Genomic DNA, 18,653 nt, shown 5'->3' on the forward strand with positions numbered 1-18,653 from the left:
ACGCTCCATTGTCCGGACTCCTTCATTCCATCCTTCCCGATCCGGCCCTTCGCGGGGTCGTGGAGCGGGCCGGTGCCCCGGTGCTCGAACTCCAGGGCGCGATCGCCACCCGCCAGCTGGTCGTGGGCGCCCTCGCCGCGGACGAGGGCGCCGGCGGCCGCTCCGTGCTCGCGGTGACCGCGACCGGCCGCGAGGCCGACGAACTGACCGCTTCGCTGAAGTCCTTCCTCGGCGAAGCCGCCGTCGCCGACTTCCCGTCCTGGGAGACGCTGCCGCACGAACGGCTGTCGCCCCGTGCGGACACCGTCGGCCGGCGGCTGGAGGTGCTCCACCGGCTCAAGACGGGCGCCGACGATCTGCGCGTCGTCGTCGCGACCGTCCGCAGCCTCATCCAGCCGATGGCGCCCGGGCTCGGTTCGCTCGCGCCGATCGACCTGGTGGTCGGCGAGGAGCAGAGTTTCGAAGGGCTGCTCGAGCGGCTGGTCGAGCTCGCCTACACGCGGGTGGACATGGTCGAGAAACGCGGCGAGTTCGCCGTGCGCGGCGGCATCCTCGACCTGTTCGGGCCGACGGCGCAGCATCCGGTGCGGGTCGAGTTCTGGGGTGACGAGGTCAGCGAGATCCGCGCGTTCGCGGTGTCGGACCAGCGGTCGCTGCCGGGGGAGATCCGGCACGTCAGCGCGCCGCCGTGCCGTGAGCTGCTGCTCACCGAGGCGGTGCGCGCGAAGGCCGCCGAGCTGGCGACGACGTACGAAGCGGACGCCCAGCTCACCGAGATGCTCACCAAACTCTCCGGCGGGGTCCCCGTCGAGGGCATGGAGGCGCTCATCCCCGTCCTGTGCGAGGGCGAGCTGGACCTGCTGACCGACGCGATGCCCGAGGGCACGCACGTGCTGCTGGCGGACCCGGAGAAGATCCGTGCCCGCGCGGCCGACCTGGTCCGTACCGGGCAGGAGTTCCTCGAAGCGTCCTGGACCACGGCCGCCGCGGGCGGTCAGGCTCCGATCGACCTCGGCGCTTCCGCGTACCGAGACCTCGCGGGGATCGCGAAGCACGCTCAGGAGACGAAGCGCCCTTGGTGGACGCTGACGCAGCTGGCCAGCGACGATCCCGACGTCTACCGCGTCTCGATCGAGGCCGCGCCGAACTACCGCGGCGAGGTCGAGCGCGCGACGACGGACCTGCGCGCGCACACGGCCGCGGGCGGGACGGCGGTGCTCGTCGTCGCCGGGCACGGCACCGCGGCGCGCGCCGTCGAGCAGCTGTCGGCGGGAGAGGTGCCCGCGGCGCTCGCCGAAGGCATCACCGGTCCGCTGACACCCGGCGTCGTGACGGTGACGTGCGGCGGCCTTTCGGACGGTTTCGTCTCGCCGGAGCGCGCGCTGGTCGTGCTGTCCGAATCGGACCTCACGGGCCGGGGCTCCGGCGCGGGAACGTCCACAAAGGACTTCAGTACCAAGATGCCGTCGCGGCGCCGCAACGCCGTCGACCCGCTCGCCCTCAAGACGGGCGACTACGTCGTGCACGACCAGCACGGCATCGGCCGGTTCGTCGAGATGGTGCAGCGCACCGTCGCCGGCGCGACCCGCGAGTACCTGCTGCTGGAGTACGCCTCCTCCAAACGCGGGCATCCAGGGGACCGGCTGTTCGTCCCGACCGACCAGCTCGACGAGGTCTCCCGCTACGTCGGCGGCGAGCTGCCGACGCTGAACAAACTCGGCGGGTCGGACTGGAAGAACACCAAGGCCAAGGCGAAGAAGGCGGTCAAGGAGATCGCCGCAGAACTCGTGCAGCTCTACGCGGCGCGGCAGGCCGCCCCAGGGCACGCGTTCGGGCAGGACACCCCGTGGCAGAGCGAACTCGAGGACGCCTTCCCGTTCACCGAGACCAACGACCAGCTCGCCGCGATCGACGAGGTCAAGGCGGATATGGAACGCGGCGTCCCGATGGACCGCGTCATCTGCGGCGACGTCGGCTACGGCAAGACCGAGATCGCGGTGCGCGCGGCGTTCAAGGCGGTGCAGGACGGTAAACAGGTCGCGGTGCTGGTGCCCACGACACTGCTCGCGCAGCAGCACCTCAACACCTTCACCGAACGGATGAGTTCGTTCCCGGTGAAGATCAGGGGGCTCTCGCGGTTCACCTCGAAACCCGAGTCGGACGCGATCTTCGAGCAGCTCACTTCCGGTGAAGTCGACATCGTGATCGGCACGCACCGCCTTCTGCAGACCGGGATCCGGTACAAGGACCTCGGCCTGGTGATCGTCGACGAGGAGCAGCGGTTCGGCGTCGAACACAAGGAGCACATCAAGGCGCTGCGGACGCACGTCGACGTGCTGACCATGTCGGCGACGCCGATCCCGCGGACGCTGGAGATGTCGCTCGCCGGGATCCGCGAGATGTCCACGATCCTGACCCCGCCCGAGGACCGGCACCCGATCCTGACCTACGTCGGCGCGTACGACGACAAACAGGTCGGTGCCGCGATCCGGCGCGAACTGCTGCGCGACGGCCAGGTCTTCTACGTGCACAACAGGGTTTCGTCGATCGAGAAGGCCGCGAAGCGCATTCGCGAGCTGGTGCCCGAGGCCCGCGTCGTCACCGCGCACGGGCAGATGAACGAGGACAAACTCGAGAAGATCATCCAGGGTTTCTGGGAGAACGAGTACGACGTGCTCGTCTGCACCACGATCGTCGAGACCGGGCTGGACATCTCGAACGCCAACACGCTGCTGGTGGAACGCGGTGACCTGCTGGGTCTCGCGCAGCTGCACCAGTTGCGCGGCCGCGTCGGGCGCGGGCGGGAGCGCGGGTACGCGTACTTCCTGTATCCGCCGGAGGCACCACTCACCGAGACGGCGCACGACCGGCTGGCGACCATCGCGCAGAACACCGAACTGGGCGCGGGTATGGCCGTCGCGATGAAGGACCTGGAGATCCGCGGCGCGGGCAACATCCTCGGCGCGGAGCAGTCCGGGCATATCGCCGGCGTCGGTTTCGATCTGTACGTGCGGCTCGTCGGCGAAGCGGTCGACGCGTTCCGCCGTCACGCGGGTGCGGACACGGCGGAGGAGGAAGAACTCGCCGACGTCCGCGTCGATCTCCCGGTGGACGCGCATATCCCGCACGACTACGTGCCGGGCGAGCGGCTGCGGCTGGAGGCGTACCGCAAGATCGCGGCCGCGCCCGACCAGGCCGGGCTCGACGCCGTCCGCGAGGAACTGGTCGACCGCTACGGCCAGCCGCCCGCCGCGGTGCGGAGGCTGCTCGCGGTCGCCGCGTTCCGGCACACCTGCCGCGCGGCCGGGGTCACGGAGGTCGCCGCCCAGGGTACGTCGATCCGGTTCGCGCCCTTGCCGCTGGCGGACTCGCAGCTGGTGCGGCTGAAGCGCTTGTACCCCAAGGCTCTCTACAAGGCGGTGACGAACACGGTTTCCGTGCCGAAGCCGACGGAGGGTCCGGCGGGCGGGCGGATGGGCGCCCCGGCACTGCGAGACGAGGAACTGCTCGATTGGTGCGCGAAGCTGCTGACGAATCTGATGAAGTCGCCGGCGCCCGTCGCGTGAGGAACTCCGGACTCGCGTGATCGGAGACGTAACTCGCGTGACTGGAAGCGGAACTCGCGTGCTTGAAGGCGGAACTCGTGTGATGGGCCGAGCCCGAATCGCGACTGACGACCTGGTTCTCTCGCCGGGGCCGGTATGAGAGGGTAGGCCCTGTGATGCGGATCATGGGGCGCCGTCGCGCGCTGGTCGGGGTTCTTGCCGGTTCTCTCCTTCTCGCCGGATGCAACGCCGGACCCGGGCAGGTCGGCGCGGCGGTGATCGTCGACGGCAGGACCGTTTCGGTGGATCGCGTGCAGCAGCTGATCGACAAGGCCGTTCGTGAGCACCCGTACGGACAGCAGCTCGCCAAGGAGCACAAGCTCGACCTCGTCGGCCGCGAGATCGTCCGCCAGGAGATCCTGCACGACCTCACCCAGCGCGCCGCTCAGCGGGAAGGCATCGGGGTCGACGAGTCCCTCGTGGTGAACGCGCTGCAGAACGATCCGCTGGCCAAGCCGATGGAGGCCAACCCGCAGGACGACCCCGAGCTCAGCGTCGAACAGCTCGTGGCGCGGGTGCGGGACCACCGCGAGGCATTGGTCGACGCCGCGCTGCAGACCCAGCTCGCGATGAAGTACATGGACAAGCTCAGCGTCACGTTCGACTTCAGCTCGGTCTCCTCGACCGACGCCACCGGCGCCGACGCGGACCAGCTGCGCGAGCAGGCGATCGAGAAGGCCCGCCGCTTCGCCGCCTCGCCGAACGCCGCCGCCGAACTGATCGCGCAGGATCAGCAGACCTCCGACACCCAGGCGGGCACCGGCCAGAAGCTGCCCGCCATGCAGTCGCCCGCGACCGCGGCCACCGTCCTGTTCGGTCTCGAACCCAACACCGTCGCCGCCTTCAAGCCGACACCGCAGCAGCCGCTTTGGGTCGTCGTCGTGATGCGTGAGCGGACCGCGGACAAGCCCGTCGCGTCGGATCAGGCCGCGCAGCCCACCGCCCAGCAGCTGGCCAAGATCGGTGTCCGGCTCCTCCAGTCGTACCTCGGCCAGGTCGACCTCAAGGTGAACCCGCGCTACGGCGTGTGGGATGTTGTCGAGATGGACCTCGCGCCCAACGAAGCTTCGAAGAAGGGCATCGTGCTGCCTGTGCACGGTGCCGCCCCGCAAAACCCGTGACCGCTGCCGTCGTCGTGATCGCCCGCGGCGCGACACTGCCCGCCGCGGCACTCCCGATCTTGCGGAACAGCGCGGCCGTGTACGCGGCGTCCGATGTGGATCCCGGCGTTTTCGGGGTGTCCGCGCTCGGTGAGGCGCAGGTGCGGGATCTCGTGCTCATCGCCGGATCGCGAAGGGAACCGAAGGCCGCGGAGCTGATCAGGTCGGGTGCGCGCGTGATCGAAGCGCCCGTTCCTCCGCTGGTCGAGGCCGCCGAGGTGATGGACCGGCTCCGCTCGCCGGGCGGATGCCCGTGGGACGCCGTCCAGACACACGAGTCGCTGCGTCAGTACCTGGTCGAGGAGACCTACGAGCTGCTCGACGCGATCGAAGAGGGCGACCGCGTCGCCTTACGCGAGGAACTCGGCGACGTCCTGCTCCAGGTGCTGTTCCACGCGCGCGTCGCGGTCGAGGACGCGGACGATCCGTTCGGGATCGACGAGGTCGCTTCCGAGCTGGTCGCGAAACTCGTCGGACGTCATCCGCATGTCTTCGCCGACGCTCCCCGGGTCGAGACCGTCAGCGACCAGAACCTCAAATGGGAAGAACTGAAGCAGGCCGAGAAGAGTCGTCAGTCCATTGTGGACGGTGTCGCGCTCGGTCAGCCCGCCGTGGCGCTGGCCGGGAAGCTCGGCCAGCGCAGCGGCCGCGCCGGGATCCCGCTCGACCTGTTCCCCGACGGTTCCGAAGCGGCCGCCCAGCTGTTCCGGGTGGCCGCGACCGCGCGCCGCGCGGGGATCGATCCCGAAGGCGAGCTCCGCGCCGTCGCGAAGCGGTTCGCGCGTGACATCCGGGCCGCCGAGCAGGCCGCGCGGGACGCCGGTCTGGAGCCGACGACGCTCGAGGCCGACGGCTGGCGCAAGTTCTGGCCGACTTCCTGACGCCCTTTCCTAGTACATGAAGGACCCCTTCCTTGCGCCTAAGTACAGGAAGGGGTCCTTCATGTACTTCACGCCAGCAAATGGCGTTTGTGACACAGGACACAATCGGGTGAGAACCGGTTCGGTGATCTCGGCGTCTTGCCGGATGTGAAAGGAACGGAACCGGACGAAGAGCAGCTCGTCCGCCGCACGGCCCGAGGTGACCGCGCGGCGTTCGAGGAGCTCTACCGCCGCACGTCGCCGTGGCTGGCCGTGCGCCTGCGCCGTCGCTGCGCCGACGATCAGATCGTCGCCGAGGTGATGCAGGAGACCTACCTCGCGGTCTGGCGCGCGGCGGGCGCGTTCGCCGGGTCCGCCGTCGGCGGGAGCGCCGTGGGCTGGCTGTGGACGATCGCCGCGCGCCGGCTGGTCGACGCCTTCCGCCGCCGGGCGCGGCACGCGCAGCCCCTGCCGGTCGCGGAAACCACCGTCGCGCCCGCCGCCGAGGAGGAGGCGCTGGCCGGTGCGGTCGGCGACCACGTCGGCGACGCGCTGCGACGTCTCGCTCCCGAACTACGCCAGGTCCTGCAGGCGATGGTGCTCGACGGGCTGACCGTCCGTGAGACCGCGGTCCTGCTCGGCCTGCCGGAAGGAACCGTCAAAACCCGCGCCAGGCGGGCTCGGATCGCGATGCGGGAGGCGCTGTCGTGAACAAGGAACACGTGTCCGAACAGCTCCTCGCCGGTTACGTCCGCGGGGACGACGGTTTGGCCGGTGACGAGGTCTGGGCGGTCGAGGCTCATCTCGAATCGTGCGCGGAATGCCGGGGGAGACTGTCCGCGCTCCGCCTTCCGACGGTATCGGCGCTGGTGGACGACGTCTGGTCCGGACTGGGGCCGAGGCTCGCCGAAGCGGGGCCGAGCCCGATGCGAAAGGGGTGGACCGGACGGCTGCACACCTGGGTGACGCCGGTGATGCTGCCGTGGCTGGTGATGATCGTCCTGATCCCGGCGCTGGGCTTCCTGCTGGATTCGCTCGGGTTCACCGGCTCCAAGGGCTACTCGTTCGTCCAGCTCTTCTCACCGGTGCTGCCGGTGCTCGGGGTCGCGGTCTCGTGGGCCAAGGGGCTCGATCCCGCGTACGAACTCGTCACTTCGACGCCGAGGGCCGGGCTCTACCTGCTGCTGCGCCGGACGACGGCGGTCCTCGCGGTCGTCTTGCCGATCCAGGGCCTTTCGAGCTGGCTCGCCGGCGGCGGATTCGGGCTCGGTCTCCTGCCGAGCCTGGCCTTCACCACCGGGACGCTCGCACTCGGCGGGCTGATCGGAGTGGTACGGGCGGCCTATGTCCTCACCGGGGTCTGGATGGCGGTGATCCTGGCGCCCGCGGTGGCCTCGCAAGGGCGCGCCACCGCGCTCGAGCCCCGGCTGCTCCCGGTGTGGGGCGCGATCTTCGCGCTGACCGCGGTCGTGGTGGTGCTCCGGCGGAGCGTCTTCGGCCTCCTCACCGGATCCGAACGATGAACGAAGGGGAGAACATGATGCGTGCTGTCGGGGCCGCGGAGGTCGCACCGACGACCTACGCGTGGCAGATCAAGGCGGAGGGACTGAAGGTCCGGGTCGGCAAACGCAAGCTGGCCGTGAACGGGCTCGATCTGGAACTCGGCACGGGGGTGCACGGTCTGCTCGGCCCGAACGGGGCCGGGAAGACCACGCTGATCCGGGCGCTGGCGACGGTGCTCCGGCCGGCGGAGGGAGGGCTGGCGCTGCTCGGTGAATCCGTCGGGGGGTTCACCGATCAGCGCCGCCTGCGCCGCCGTATCGGCTATCTGCCGCAGAACTTCGGTTTCTACAAGCGGTTCACCGTCCGCGAGTTCGTCGAATACATCGCCTGGCTGAAGGAGATGTCCAAACAGGACATCCCGGCCGCGGTGCAGCGGTCGATCGAACGGGTCGGCCTCGCCGACCGGGCCGACGACCGGATGAAGACGCTGTCCGGCGGCATGGTGCGGCGGGTCGGGATCGCGCAGGCGATCGTGAACGATCCGGACATCCTCCTGCTGGACGAGCCGACCGCCGGGCTCGACCCGGCGCAGCGTGTACGGTTCCGGGACCTTCTCCAGGAGATCGGCCGTGACGCCTGCGTCGTCGTCTCGACGCATCTCGTCGAGGACGTCGCGACGGCCTGCACCGACGTCGTCCTGTTCGAAAACGGGAAACTCGTCTTCCAGGGGACTCCGGACGAGCTGGCCGCGGCCGGGACCGAGGAGCACGTCGGCGACAGCCCGATCGAGCGCGGCTACTCGGCGCTGCTGGGGCACGAGCCGGGGAAGGGGAACTGGTGAACACGCGCGTCCTGCGGACCGAAGTCCGCCGCTCCATCGCCCCTTGGGCCACGCTCGCGATCCTCGTCGTCGCGTTCGGCTTCCTGTATTCGTTCAGTGGTCCGTGGACGAAGGCGCCGCTCGCCTGGGACGAACACTGGACGCACGCCGCGGAGTGGAGCCGTTTCCTGCTGGTGTTCCTGTGGCCGATCGCGATCGGCGCCGGTGTCATCCAGGGCATGCGTGACAGCCGGTCCGGCACGGCCGAGCTCATGGCCACCATGCCGCGACCCGCATGGCACCGGGCCGCGAAACTCGCCGGTGCCCTGGGCGGTCTGCTGGTGCTGGGTTACCTGCTGATCTTCGCCGTCGGCGCCGTCCAGGCGGCCCTCAATGGCGGGTTCTTCACCTTCGGCTGGCTGCCGATCGTCGTGGTCGGTGTGCTCGGGATGCTCGCGGGCGCCTGGATCGGGCTCGGGATCGGCCGGTTGCTGCCGCATCCGCTGACCGCGCCCGCGGTGGCCGTCGCCACTTTTGTGGCCGTGATCCTGTTCCAGCTCGGCGGGTCGACGGGCAGCGTGGTCAGAGGATTCGTTCCGTACAACGTCTCCTTGCTCTCGCCCGCGATTGGCGTCGTCCGGGATCCGTTCGCCACCACCGCGGGCCGGATGGATCTCGGGCAGGTGGTCTGGCTCGCCGGACTGGCCGCGACCGGATTCCTCCTGCTGGCCGCCCGCTCCAAGCGGGCGAAGGGGCTCGCCGTCGTTCCCGCGCTGGTGGCGGCCGCGATCGCCTTGCCCGTTCTTCCCGGCAGCACGGCCGAAGCCGAGGTCGCCGACCCGAACGCGACGGAGATGGTCTGCGACGGCCCGGTCTGCGTCCCCCGCATGCTCGAAGCCGAGCTGCCTCGTCTCGCCGGGCCGGGCAAGGAAGCGTTGCGGCTGTTGGGCACTCTGCCAGACGCGCCGGTCAAGGTCGCGGTACTGGACCGGCGGCTGGGTTACGACGAGGTGCCGCCGCGCGCCGCCGACACCGTCTATGTGGACTTGGTGGATTGGTCCATCCGTTCGGTCCTGAATTCGGACGACATGACTCGGACACTGGTCGCCGGCGGCGGAACGCCGACCTGCTACACCCTCCATGGTGTCGACAGGACCTTCATGGACGAACTCACCGCGCGGTCGATCACGTCGAGCTGGTTCCTCGGCGAGTGGGGGATGGCCGGGAATTCCTGGCTGAGCGAAGACACGAAGAACGAGGTCGCGCGGAAGTGGGAAACCTTCCGTGCCCTGCCGCCCGACGTGCAGCGCACGCGGATCATCGCGCAGCGGCAGGCGGGCCTGACCTGCCAGGGCAACCAGCTCGACATCCTCCTCGGTGGGGCCCGATGAGGTGGGCGGTGCTGTACGCGCGCTCGCGTGCCCTGCCCGCGTCGTTCGCGGCGCTGACGGCGAGTATGGCGGTGATCTGGTTTTTTGCGCGGGACCGCTGGTCGGAGATCCCGGTTTCCCTGGCGCTCTTGGTGGCGATCGCGGTGACCGCCATCGGCCTCAGCGGGCAGGACGTCGATCTCGACCGGACCGCCGCGATCCGCTGGGCGCCTCGCCGCGCCCTGCATCTCCTGCTGATCGGCGGCGTCGGCATCGGCGCCGTGCTACTGCCGCGGCTGTGGGAAGCGGAGCGGGTTCCGATGGAGATCATCGTGCGGAACGCGGGCGGACTGCTCGGACTCGCCGGGGTCGCCGCGGTGCTGTTCGGCGGGGCGTTCGGGTGGACGTTGCCGCTGGCCGGATTCGCGGTCGCGTTCGTGGTCTGGGCCACCACGTCGGGCACGGAGAGCGTGCACCTGGTGGTCACCTGGCCCTTCCAGCCCGCCGGAGTCGCCGAAGCCACGTGGACCGCGGTGGTGCTCGCCGTGGCCGGTTTGGGGAGCTACGCGGTTTACGGTGCCCGTCGCTGAAAGGGGCGTTCCCGACGTTTTTCGTCGGGAACGCCCCTTTCACTTCCCCGGTCAGACGTTTCGGTTGTGCGGAACGAGATCGAGCGGGTCGTGGTCCGGGTCGTCGACACCGAGGCTGATGATCCGCGCCGGATGGATCCGGATCACCGCGCCGTCGAGATGACCGTCGGGGGTGCGGGCGCCGGTCAGCGCCTCGGCCCGGCCGCGGATTTCGAGGCAGCGGATCCTCGGCGGGTCCTGCGAGGGCATGTCGTCCACGACGAACGCGGCCTGCCCGTTCGCGGCCACGTTCCGGAACTTCTTGCTCTTCGCCAGTTCGTAGCCGGTGATGTCGATCGTCCGGGTCTCGGTGTTGTAGGCGTAACCGACGGGGCTGACCTGCAGCGTGCCGTCCGGCTGCGCCGTCGCGAGCCGCCCGAGACCTTGGGAGGCGAGGTAGTCGAGTTCCGCTTCACTGAACATGGAAAGCAGTGTGATACCTCCACTTATCTGGAGGTCAAGGGGTGCCGGTCGCCGATTGGTTCTACTGTCGGTCCGCTTCGTAAGCCGATTGGGGCATCGCCCGGAAGTGTGGCGAAGTAACCTGACCGGGTGGCTGAAACCGCGCAGAGCACCGAAGCCCCGGAGCATGCTGCCCGCCCTCTGCCGCCGTACGTGCCCAGGCTCGCTTTCGCGGGTGGGCTCGTGCTCACGGGCGTGGTGCTGATCATGACCGTCGGGGTGAACCGGCCGGGAGGCGAGGAGCCGCCTCCGCCGGTTCAGCCCCAGCCCGCGCTCGCGGTTCCCGACCAGAAGCCCCAGCCGGGGGTGGCGACGCCGCGCGCGGGGCTCGCCGCGCCGCCCGACCGGCCCACCGTTTCCGACGCGGCCGAACTCGAGACCTGGGCGAACCGGGTGGCGGCGAAGACCCGGCTCTCCGTCACCGAGCTGTCCGCCTACGGCCGGGCCGAGATGTGGCTCCGGCGGCAGAAGCCCGGTTGCCACCTCTCGTGGGCGACCCTCGCCGGGATCTCCCACGTCGAAACGGCCCAGGGCAGGCCCGGCCCGATCACGCTCCGGGCCGACGTCTGGGCCAAGCACTCCGCCCGGGCCAGGAGCGACGGGAAGCACCCGGATCCGAAGGACCTCGACGATGCCGCCTTCGCCACAGCCCGCTACCTGTGCGCCGCCGGCGACGACGTCGCCACGCCGGACGGCTGGTGGAAGTCGATGCGGGTGTTCAACCCGTCGGTGCCCTACGTCCAGGAGGTCTTCAGCGCGGCCGACACCTACGCGGACGCCAGCGTCGCGCCCTGATCTTCGAGCACCAGGTCGAAGTTGAGCGCCGACGCCATCCGGTAGGCGTCGCCCGCGGCGACGACCAGCTGTGCCATCGGATCGACGACGTTCCCCGCCGCCCAGACACCGTCCACGTTCGTCCGGCCCTGCGCGTCCACCGCGATCGAGCCGCTTTCGGTGCGCGCGCAGCCGATTTGGGCGAGAAGCCGGTCGTGCGGGACGAACTTCGGGCCGACGAACACGATATCGCGTTCGACGAATTCCCCGTCGACGAGCCGGACGCCGGTCAGCCGGTCGTCTTCGACGGCGAGCTCGGACACTTTCCCGTCGACGATCCGGATGCCCAGCCCGGTCAGCTTCGCCCGGTCTTCGGCCGAGAGCTGCTGCGTATGCGTGAAGAAGGTCAGGTCCTTGCTCCACTGCCAGACGATCAGCGCCTGGTGGACCGACCTCTCCGAGGTGGCGAGCACGCCGAAACGCTGATCGCGCACCTCCCAGCCGTGGCAGTACGGACAGTGCAGGACGTCGGTGCCGAAGCGCTCCGCGACGCCGGGGACGTCCGGCAATTCGTCGGCCAGTCCGGTGGTCACCACGATCCGGCGACCGCGGATGACCCGGCCGCTCGCCAGTTCCACCGCCTTGTCGTGCCGCAGCCGGTGGACGACGTCCTCGACGATCTCGACGCCGTAGCCGCGGACCTCGTCACGGCCTATTTCCAGCAGTTCTTTGGGTGGGATGCCGTCCCTGGTCAGAAAACCGTGGGCGTGCGCGGCGGGCGCGTTGCGCGGGGTGCCGCCGTCGATCACGACGACCTTGCGCCGTGCCCTGCCCAGTACCAAGGCCGCGCTGAGACCCGCGACGCCACCACCGATGATCACCACGTCGAATTCGTTGCTCATGGTCCCGAGCATCCGGACTTCCTCGAGGATTGGCAAAATTCATTGCCGATTTGGCAAACTGAGGGCATGGAGGACATCGAACGGCGGCTCGCCGAGGTCGGCCCGAAGCTCAAGCAGCTCCGCAAGGAGCGCGGCACCACGCTCTCCGCGCTCTCGGAGGCGACGGGGATCTCAGCCAGCACGCTCTCGCGGCTCGAATCGGGCTCCCGGAAGGCCACGCTGGAGCTGTTGCTCACGTTGTCGGCGGCGCATCAGGTGCCGCTCGACGAACTGGTCGGCGAACCCGAACCCGCCGACCCGCGGGTCCGGATGAAACCGCAGAAATTCGGCAGGTTCACCGCGTGGGCGCTGACCGCGCAGCCCGGCCAGCCACAGGCGTTCAAACTGTTGATCCCGGTCGAAGACATCGAGCCGGTGCAGCGCACGCACGAGGGCTACGAGTGGATGTACGTCCTCAGCGGACGGCTGCGGGCGCTGCTCGGCAACCGCGACTTCACGATGGGTCCCGGCGAGGCCGCGGAGTTCGACACACGGGTGCCGCACTGGTTCGGCAGCGCGGGGCCGGGGCCGGTGGAGCTGCTCGTGCTGTTCGGCAAGCAGGGCGAGCGGGCTCACCTGCGGGCGAGGTCGAAGTGAGAGCAAAGGTCCCTTGCTCCCGCCGGCAGGTCAGTCGCGCAGCGCGATCCGCGCGTTGACCTCACTGATCGCTTCCAGATACTCCGGGATCGGGTGCATCGCCGACGCGATCCGCATCTGCGCGAGCGCTTCGGTCAGCCTGCCGAGGCGCTGGAGGGTCCGCCCGAGCACGAACCGCGCGTAGTGATCGGTGGGGTCCAGCTCCAGTACCCGGGTGAAGGCGCGTTCGGCCCGTCGCAACTGTGCGGAGTGGAAGTACGCGCGGCCTGCCAGCAACTGAACACTCGGTTTGTCGGTTTCGTCCTTCAGCAAGGGCTCGAGGGCCTTGAGGGCGTCGAGCGGCCTGCGGCTTTCGACCAGCGCCTCCGCCTGCCGGAAGGCGTGGAACCGAGACTCACCGGACGAGTCCTCGCCGGGTTCTGGGGCGGGTTCGGCATCCATCATGGTCCGCTCCACGATACGCCTGGGCAGGGTCGATCTCGACTGCTGAAACGGTCATGGTGGACTGTCCTGCCATGAGCAGTGCCGAAGAAAACGAGCCCGGCTACCTCGGGCTCGCGCCGTACCTCTACTACGCCGACGCCACCGAGGCGGTCGCGTGGCTGGTCAGAGTGTTCGGGTTCACCGAGGAAGTGCGCTTCGCCGACGCCTCCGGAGAGGTGTTCCAGGCCACCCTGTGCGCCGGTCCGGCCAAGATCCAGCTGGCCGGGGTCGGCCCCGAGTACTGGCAGGCGAAAGGCGTCGACGGCCCGGTCGGGCAGCTGAACATCGTGTACGTCCCCGACGTCGACGCGCAGTACGAGCGCGTCCGCGCCGCGCTCGGCGACGACGCGGACATCGACGCACCCCAGGATCAGCCCTACGGCGCCCGGGTGTTCACCGTCTCCGACATCGGCGGCAACAGTTGGACCTTTTGGCAGCAGTTCTCGGACACCGTCGAGCTTCCGTCGGGCTGGCGGGAAGTTCGCGCAGGTGAACCAACCGACTCTTAGGTCTGGTCGGCGCGCATTGTGGCGCGTGCCTCCAACGGGTGAACTGCGGTGACGGCTAGGCTGGGCGCGGTCACCGCAGGCACAACCCACATGAGGAGCATGGCGTGGCGCTCATCGAGCAGGTAGGCGCTCGCGAGATTCTGGACTCGCGAGGCAACCCGACGGTCGAAGTGGAGGTGGCTCTCGACGACGGCACGCTGGCGCGGGCCGCGGTCCCCTCGGGTGCGTCCACCGGCGAACACGAAGCCGTCGAGCTGCGTGACGGCGACACCGGCCGGTACAACGGCAAGGGTGTCGAGCGCGCGGTCGCGGCCGTCCTGGACGAGATCGGCCCGGACCTGGTCGGCACCGACGCCGTCGACCAGCGCATCGTCGACCAGAAGCTGGTCGACCTCGACGGCACGCCGGCGAAGTCCCGCCTCGGCGCGAACGCCATCCTCGGTGTTTCGCTCGCCGTGGCGAAGGCCGCCGCGGAGTCGGCCGAGCTGGAGCTGTTCCGCTACCTCGGCGGGCCGAACGCGCACGTGCTTCCGGTGCCGATGCTGAACATCCTCAACGGTGGCGCGCACGCCGACACCGATGTCGACATCCAGGAATTCATGATCGCGCCGATCGGCGCCGAGTCGTTCCGCGAGGCCCTGCGCTGGGGCACCGAGGTCTATCACTCGCTGAAGTCGGTCCTGAAGGGCCGCGGCCTGGCCACCGGCCTCGGTGACGAAGGCGGCTTCGCGCCCAGCCTGAAGAACAACCGCGAGGCACTCGACCTGATCCTTCAGGCGATCGAGAAGGCCGGGTACGCCCCGGGCCGCGACGTTGCGCTCGCGCTCGACGTCGCCGCGACGGAGTTCTTCTCCGACGGCGCGTACACCTTCGAAGGCGCGAAGAAGAGCGCCGAGCAGATGTCGGCCTACTACGGCGAGCTCGTCCGCGACTACCCGCTCGTGTCCATCGAGGACCCGCTGAGCGAGGACGACTGGGACGGCTGGGTCCAGCTGACCACCGAGATCGGCGAGAAGGTCCAGCTGGTCGGGGACGACCTGTTCGTCACCAACCCGGACCGCCTCGAAGAGGGCATCACCCGCCGCGCCGCCAACGCGCTGCTGGTGAAGGTCAACCAGATCGGCACCCTGTCGGAGACCCTCGACGCGATCTCGCTGGCCACCTCGTACGGCTACAAGTCGATGATGAGCCACCGGTCCGGCGAGACCGAGGACACCTTCATCGCGGACCTCGCCGTCGCGACCGGTGTCGGCCAGATCAAGACCGGCGCCCCGGCGCGCGGCGAGCGGATCGCCAAGTACAACCAGCTGCTCCGCATCGAGGAGACCCTCGCCGACGCGGCGCGCTACGCCGGCGACCTCGCGTTCCCGCGGTTCAGCCCGGAGGGGTAATCAGCCATGGCGGACCGGGGGAGGGCGCGGACGACCCGTCGTAGCAGCGGGCGCGCGGGCGGCGGTGGCTCCAGCAGGGGCCGCCGACCGGAGCGCGCCCGTCGCACGACGACGACGGAGGTCCGCGCCCGAACCCGGCTGCGCCGCAGTCTGGCGGCGAAACGGGCATCGGGTGCCGCGAAGGTGCTCGGCATGTCCACCACCCGCCGGGCCGCGGTGGTGGCGATCGTGGTGTGCGCGCTCGCGTTCACCATCGCCGTCCCGCTGCGCACGTACCTCAGCCAGAAGTCCGAGGTGACCGAGCAGCAGCAGTTGCAGTCCGAGCTGCAGCGGAGCGTCACCCAGCTGGAGGGCCGCAAGGCCGAGCTGAGCGACCCGGCGCAGATCGAGGCGGAGGCGCGTAAGCGCTTCGGTTTCGTGAAACCCGGCGAGACGCCGTACATCGTGCAGCTCCCCGAAGACAAAGCGCCCGAGCAAGGGCAACCACAAGGTCAGCAGCCGGTGCCCGCGGGCTCCTGGTACGAGAAGCTGTGGGATCAGGTCGCGGGCGGCTGAAGGGGACCTTCACCGCATGAGATGCGGTGAAGGGAGCTTTCACCACGTCCTATGCGGGGAAAGCGTCCTTCAGCCGCGCGTTAGCCTTATGGGTGTGAACAGCACGGAAAAGTCTTCTTTTGAGCCGGTGACCGACGCCGACCGCGAGATCATCGCGGAACAGCTCGGCCGGGCCCCCCGTGCGCTGCGCGCCGTCGCCGCGCGCTGCCCGAGCGGCCACCCGTCGGTCGTGCAGACCAGCCCCCGCCTCGACGACGGCACGCCGTTCCCCACGCTCTACTACTTGACCTGCCCGAAGCTGACGTCGATGGTCGGCACGCTCGAGGCGTCCGGGCTGATGAAGGAAATGACCGACCGGCTCGCCGAGGACCCCGAGCTGGCGGCCGCCTACCAGCGCACCCACGAGAGCTACCTCGCCGAACGCGACGCCATCGATTCGCTCGGCCACGAGGTCAGCGCGGGCGGGATGCCCGGCCGCGTCAAATGCCTGCACGTCCACCTGGCGCACACGCTGGCCGTCGGTCCCGGGGTGAACCCGTTCGGGGACGAGACGCTCGAGTTGCTCAAGGCGAACGGCTGGCCGTCCGGCGACTGCCAGGGGTAACACCCGCGCGCGATGTACAGATAGTTCCTCCAGGTGGGTTAATTCACCCGATGTCGGCCAACTGGTCCTCCGCTATGGGGTGAAACCGGTCACCGTATGCGGCAGGCTGGGCACGGTCGAGGGGTGACGGGGTGGGCAAGTACCGGATCGCCGAGTCGTGATCCGCCGGGAGGGTTCTGAGGTATGCGCGTGAGGCACGTGCCAGGCGCGGTCACCGGTCACGTCCGGAGACTCTGTCTCCGGCACCGCACGATCGCCGCGGTGGCCGGAGGGGTCCTCGCCGTCGTCCCGGCCGGTGCCGCGGTCGTCGGTGCCGGCAGCTGGGCCGCGACGGCGAGCACGGTCCATTCCGAAAATGTCGCCCTCGTCGACGGCTACGACCCGAAGAACCCGCTCGTCCAGCAGATCGGCGTCGACGGCAGCCTGCCGAACGCCCCGACCCCGCTCCCGCTCCCCGCGGACGAACTCCCCGAAGGACCGCTCGGCATCCCGGTCACCGCGCTCGCCGCGTACCGCAACGCCGCCGACATCCTCATCGCCGAACAGCCCGGTTGCCACATCGACTGGGCTTTGATCGCGAGTATCGGCCGCATCGAGTCCAATCACGCGCGCGGCGGTTACGTCGACGCGAAGGGCAACACCCTCGAACCGATCCTCGGTCCGCAGCTCAACGGCGCCGGGCCGTTCGCGGCCATCCCGGACACCGACGGCGGCGTATTCGACGGCGACACGGTGTGGGACCGCGCCGTCGGCCCGACGCAGTTCATCCCGTCGACGTGGAAGGGCTACGCCTCCGACGGCAACGGCGACGGCGAGTCCAATCCGAACAACATCTTCGACGCGGCGCTGGGCACGGGCCGGTACCTGTGCTCCGGCGGGCTCGATCTGTCCAAACCGGACCAGTTGCGCGCGGCCGTGTTCCGCTACAACAACTCGGACACCTATGTGAACACCGTGCTGATCTGGGCCGAGGCGTACCGCACGGGGGTGCTGCCGACGCCGGACAGCCAGGTCCCGATCGGCGCCCCGAACGCCGGTGCCGCTCCGCCGCCCGCGTCGGTGCCGCCGCCTCCGGTGCCGTCGACGCCACCCGGTTCGGTGACGTCGCCGCCGTCGAGCTCGCTGCCGCCGAGCAATTCGGGGTCTTCGTCGAATTCGCCGTCGACAAGCCCGAAGCTGCCGCAATGTCCGACGGTCACGGTGACGGAGACGCAACCGACTTCGGGCACCAGCACGAGTCCGACGACCACGACGCCGACTCCGGCGCCGACCTGCACCTCGCCGACGACGACCACAACGACGACGACGGTCACGCCGACGGACACCAGCGGTACCAAGACGCCCTGATCGCATTGGCCGTCCATCCATGCCCCCGCCACCACCCTCAACGGAGAAGCTCCGCTGTAATCTCCGAGGCATGCCTCGTGTTGCCGCGATCGACTGTGGGACCAACTCCATCCGCCTGCTCGTAGCCGAGCTGACCCCCCGCCACGACGGGACGGTCGACCTGCGCGACCTGCACCGCGAGATGCGGATCGTTCGCCTCGGCCAGGGCGTGGACGCCACCGGCAGACTGGCCCCCGAGGCGCTCGAGCGCACCCGTAAGGCGCTGGCCGACTACACGATCGCCGCGCGCCGCAAGGGAGTGGAGAAGGTCCGCATGGTCGCGACGTCCGCGACCCGTGACGCGAGCAACCGCGACGAGTTCTTCGCGATGACGCGCGAAGTGCTCGGCACCGAGGCCGAAGTAATCAGCGGGGACGAAGAGGCGCGCCTGTCCTTCACCGGCGCGGTCGGCGAGCAGGATCCCGACGACGGCCCCTTCGTGGTGGTCGACGTCGGCGGCGGCTCGACCGAGCTCGTGGTCGGCACCTGGGACGGCCGTCAGGCCGAGGTCATCGCGGCCAAGTCGGTCGACATCGGCTGCGTGCGCATCACCGAACGCGCGCTGAAGTCCGACCCGCCGACCGCGGCCGAGATCGCCGAAGCCCGCGAGCTGGCCGCCAAGGTCCTCACCGAGGCCTTCGACGTCGTGGACGTGTCCACCGCCAAGACGTGGATCGGTGTCGCCGGGACGGTCACGACCCTGACCGCCGTGGCGCAGGGCCTGTCGGAGTACGACTCCGAGCGCACCCACCTCTCGAAGCTCTCCCACGCCGACATCGACCGCGTCGCGCAGTCGCTCCTGACGGCCGACCACGCGACCCGCGCCGCGAACCCGGTGATCCACCCGGGCCGGGTAGACGTGATCGGTGGCGGCTCGGTGATCGTGCAGGTGCTGGCCGAGCAGTTCGCCACGCGCGGTGGTCCCGACGAACTGGTGATCTCCGAGCACGACATCCTCGACGGGATCGCGCTGTCGCTGGCTTGACAGTCGGGTTTTCTCTTAC

General features: G+C 69.6%; 19 protein-coding genes. 16 read left to right on the top strand and 3 right to left on the bottom strand.

What is annotated here, in order from left to right; translation table 11 throughout:
• Nucleotides 1-8 precede the first annotated feature (8 nt).
• The 8 genes from mfd to ACFVM3_RS04705 all read left to right on the top strand — a co-directional run bounded on the left by mfd (nt 9) and on the right by ACFVM3_RS04705 (nt 9,908).
• Nucleotides 9-3,566, top strand: coding sequence for a transcription-repair coupling factor (gene mfd / locus ACFVM3_RS04670; RefSeq protein WP_378435722.1), 3,558 nt, complete (start codon nt 9-11; stop codon nt 3,564-3,566).
• Between the two features lie 155 nt (nt 3,567-3,721).
• Nucleotides 3,722-4,726, top strand: coding sequence for a hypothetical protein (locus tag ACFVM3_RS04675; protein ID WP_378435556.1), 1,005 nt, complete (start codon nt 3,722-3,724; stop codon nt 4,724-4,726).
• Nucleotides 4,723-5,646, top strand: a complete 924-nt coding sequence (locus ACFVM3_RS04680; RefSeq protein ID WP_378435558.1) for a MazG family protein — start codon at nt 4,723-4,725, stop codon at nt 5,644-5,646. The genes ACFVM3_RS04675 and ACFVM3_RS04680 overlap by 4 nt, the downstream gene beginning before the upstream one ends.
• Nucleotides 5,647-5,793: 147 nt before the next feature.
• The gene (locus ACFVM3_RS04685; protein ID WP_125674390.1) at nt 5,794-6,336 is read left to right on the top strand and encodes an RNA polymerase sigma factor; all 543 of its coding nucleotides are present in this window, start codon (nt 5,794-5,796) and stop codon (nt 6,334-6,336) included.
• Nucleotides 6,333-7,148, top strand: a complete 816-nt coding sequence (locus tag ACFVM3_RS04690) for a zf-HC2 domain-containing protein (protein WP_378435560.1) — start codon at nt 6,333-6,335, stop codon at nt 7,146-7,148. Before ACFVM3_RS04685 ends, ACFVM3_RS04690 begins: the two co-directional genes overlap by 4 nt.
• Before the next feature lie 17 nt (nt 7,149-7,165).
• The gene (locus ACFVM3_RS04695; protein ID WP_378435724.1) at nt 7,166-7,969 is read left to right on the top strand and encodes an ABC transporter ATP-binding protein; all 804 of its coding nucleotides are present in this window, start codon (nt 7,166-7,168) and stop codon (nt 7,967-7,969) included.
• Nucleotides 7,966-9,339 carry a hypothetical protein gene (locus ACFVM3_RS04700; RefSeq protein ID WP_378435562.1) on the top strand — a complete coding sequence of 458 codons (1,374 nt, stop codon included), beginning with the start codon at nt 7,966-7,968 and terminating at the stop codon, nt 9,337-9,339. The genes ACFVM3_RS04695 and ACFVM3_RS04700 overlap by 4 nt, the downstream gene beginning before the upstream one ends.
• The gene (locus tag ACFVM3_RS04705; protein ID WP_378435564.1) at nt 9,336-9,908 is read left to right on the top strand and encodes a hypothetical protein; all 573 of its coding nucleotides are present in this window, start codon (nt 9,336-9,338) and stop codon (nt 9,906-9,908) included. The genes ACFVM3_RS04700 and ACFVM3_RS04705 overlap by 4 nt, the downstream gene beginning before the upstream one ends.
• Before the next feature lie 51 nt (nt 9,909-9,959).
• Here the strand turns inward: ACFVM3_RS04705 and ACFVM3_RS04710 are convergent, their stop codons facing one another.
• Nucleotides 9,960-10,370, bottom strand: coding sequence for a PPOX class F420-dependent oxidoreductase (locus ACFVM3_RS04710; RefSeq protein ID WP_378435565.1), 411 nt, complete (start codon nt 10,368-10,370; stop codon nt 9,960-9,962).
• A 129-nt stretch (nt 10,371-10,499) separates the two neighbouring features.
• On the opposite strand from ACFVM3_RS04710, the gene ACFVM3_RS04715 reads away from it, so the two are divergent.
• Nucleotides 10,500-11,204 carry a murein transglycosylase gene (locus tag ACFVM3_RS04715; RefSeq protein WP_378435567.1) on the top strand — a complete coding sequence of 235 codons (705 nt, stop codon included), beginning with the start codon at nt 10,500-10,502 and terminating at the stop codon, nt 11,202-11,204.
• On the opposite strand, the gene ACFVM3_RS04720 is transcribed toward ACFVM3_RS04715, so the two are convergent.
• Nucleotides 11,177-12,097, bottom strand: coding sequence for an NAD(P)/FAD-dependent oxidoreductase (locus tag ACFVM3_RS04720; protein WP_378435569.1), 921 nt, complete (start codon nt 12,095-12,097; stop codon nt 11,177-11,179). The genes ACFVM3_RS04715 and ACFVM3_RS04720 overlap by 28 nt on opposite strands.
• Before the next feature lie 54 nt (nt 12,098-12,151).
• Between ACFVM3_RS04720 and ACFVM3_RS04725 the strand changes: the two genes are divergently transcribed.
• Entirely contained in the window at nt 12,152-12,721 is a 570-nt protein-coding gene (locus ACFVM3_RS04725; RefSeq protein ID WP_378435571.1) for a helix-turn-helix domain-containing protein, read from the top strand.
• A 30-nt stretch (nt 12,722-12,751) separates the two neighbouring features.
• Here the strand turns inward: ACFVM3_RS04725 and ACFVM3_RS04730 are convergent, their stop codons facing one another.
• Complete coding sequence (locus ACFVM3_RS04730; RefSeq protein ID WP_378435573.1) at nt 12,752-13,165, bottom strand: tetratricopeptide repeat protein; 414 nt, start codon at nt 13,163-13,165, stop codon at nt 12,752-12,754.
• Nucleotides 13,166-13,236: 71 nt separating this feature from the next.
• Here ACFVM3_RS04730 and ACFVM3_RS04735 point away from each other — a divergent pair, with 71 nt between their 5' ends.
• From ACFVM3_RS04735 to ACFVM3_RS04760, 6 genes are all read left to right on the top strand, one after another.
• Nucleotides 13,237-13,713, top strand: a complete 477-nt coding sequence (locus tag ACFVM3_RS04735) for a VOC family protein (protein ID WP_378435575.1) — start codon at nt 13,237-13,239, stop codon at nt 13,711-13,713.
• A 104-nt stretch (nt 13,714-13,817) separates the two neighbouring features.
• Nucleotides 13,818-15,104 (top strand): phosphopyruvate hydratase, encoded by a 1,287-nt coding sequence (gene eno, locus ACFVM3_RS04740; RefSeq protein ID WP_016337276.1) that lies wholly within the window; start codon nt 13,818-13,820, stop codon nt 15,102-15,104.
• Nucleotides 15,105-15,296: 192 nt separating this feature from the next.
• Nucleotides 15,297-15,659 carry a septum formation initiator family protein gene (locus ACFVM3_RS04745; protein ID WP_091598626.1) on the top strand — a complete coding sequence of 121 codons (363 nt, stop codon included), beginning with the start codon at nt 15,297-15,299 and terminating at the stop codon, nt 15,657-15,659.
• 88 nt (nt 15,660-15,747) lie between these two features.
• Nucleotides 15,748-16,263, top strand: coding sequence for a DUF501 domain-containing protein (locus ACFVM3_RS04750; protein ID WP_370641842.1), 516 nt, complete (start codon nt 15,748-15,750; stop codon nt 16,261-16,263).
• Nucleotides 16,264-16,446: 183 nt separating this feature from the next.
• Nucleotides 16,447-17,610, top strand: coding sequence for a lytic transglycosylase domain-containing protein (locus ACFVM3_RS04755; RefSeq protein WP_378435577.1), 1,164 nt, complete (start codon nt 16,447-16,449; stop codon nt 17,608-17,610).
• A gap of 70 nt (nt 17,611-17,680) precedes the next feature.
• Nucleotides 17,681-18,634 (top strand): exopolyphosphatase, encoded by a 954-nt coding sequence (locus ACFVM3_RS04760; RefSeq protein ID WP_378435579.1) that lies wholly within the window; start codon nt 17,681-17,683, stop codon nt 18,632-18,634.
• Nucleotides 18,635-18,653: the final 19 nt, after the last annotated feature.

It is taken from the genome of Amycolatopsis sp. NPDC057786 (assembly GCF_042797905.1).
In the GTDB taxonomy this organism is placed as follows: domain Bacteria; phylum Actinomycetota; class Actinomycetes; order Mycobacteriales; family Pseudonocardiaceae; genus Amycolatopsis.

Coding starts and splice junctions, on each gene's coding strand:
- ACFVM3_RS04675 (WP_378435556.1), top strand. CDS start 3,722: ATGCGGATCATGGGGCGCCGTCGCGCGCTGGTCGGGGTTCTTGCCGGT.
- ACFVM3_RS04695 (WP_378435724.1), top strand. CDS start 7,166: ATGCGTGCTGTCGGGGCCGCGGAGGTCGCACCGACGACCTACGCGTGG.
- ACFVM3_RS04705 (WP_378435564.1), top strand. CDS start 9,336: ATGAGGTGGGCGGTGCTGTACGCGCGCTCGCGTGCCCTGCCCGCGTCG.
- ACFVM3_RS04710 (WP_378435565.1), bottom strand. CDS start 10,370: ATGTTCAGTGAAGCGGAACTCGACTACCTCGCCTCCCAAGGTCTCGGG.
- ACFVM3_RS04720 (WP_378435569.1), bottom strand. CDS start 12,097: ATGCTCGGGACCATGAGCAACGAATTCGACGTGGTGATCATCGGTGGT.
- ACFVM3_RS04725 (WP_378435571.1), top strand. CDS start 12,152: ATGGAGGACATCGAACGGCGGCTCGCCGAGGTCGGCCCGAAGCTCAAG.
- ACFVM3_RS04730 (WP_378435573.1), bottom strand. CDS start 13,165: ATGATGGATGCCGAACCCGCCCCAGAACCCGGCGAGGACTCGTCCGGT.
- ACFVM3_RS04735 (WP_378435575.1), top strand. CDS start 13,237: ATGAGCAGTGCCGAAGAAAACGAGCCCGGCTACCTCGGGCTCGCGCCG.
- ACFVM3_RS04745 (WP_091598626.1), top strand. CDS start 15,297: ATGTCCACCACCCGCCGGGCCGCGGTGGTGGCGATCGTGGTGTGCGCG.
- ACFVM3_RS04750 (WP_370641842.1), top strand. CDS start 15,748: ATGGGTGTGAACAGCACGGAAAAGTCTTCTTTTGAGCCGGTGACCGAC.
- ACFVM3_RS04755 (WP_378435577.1), top strand. CDS start 16,447: ATGCGCGTGAGGCACGTGCCAGGCGCGGTCACCGGTCACGTCCGGAGA.
- ACFVM3_RS04760 (WP_378435579.1), top strand. CDS start 17,681: ATGCCTCGTGTTGCCGCGATCGACTGTGGGACCAACTCCATCCGCCTG.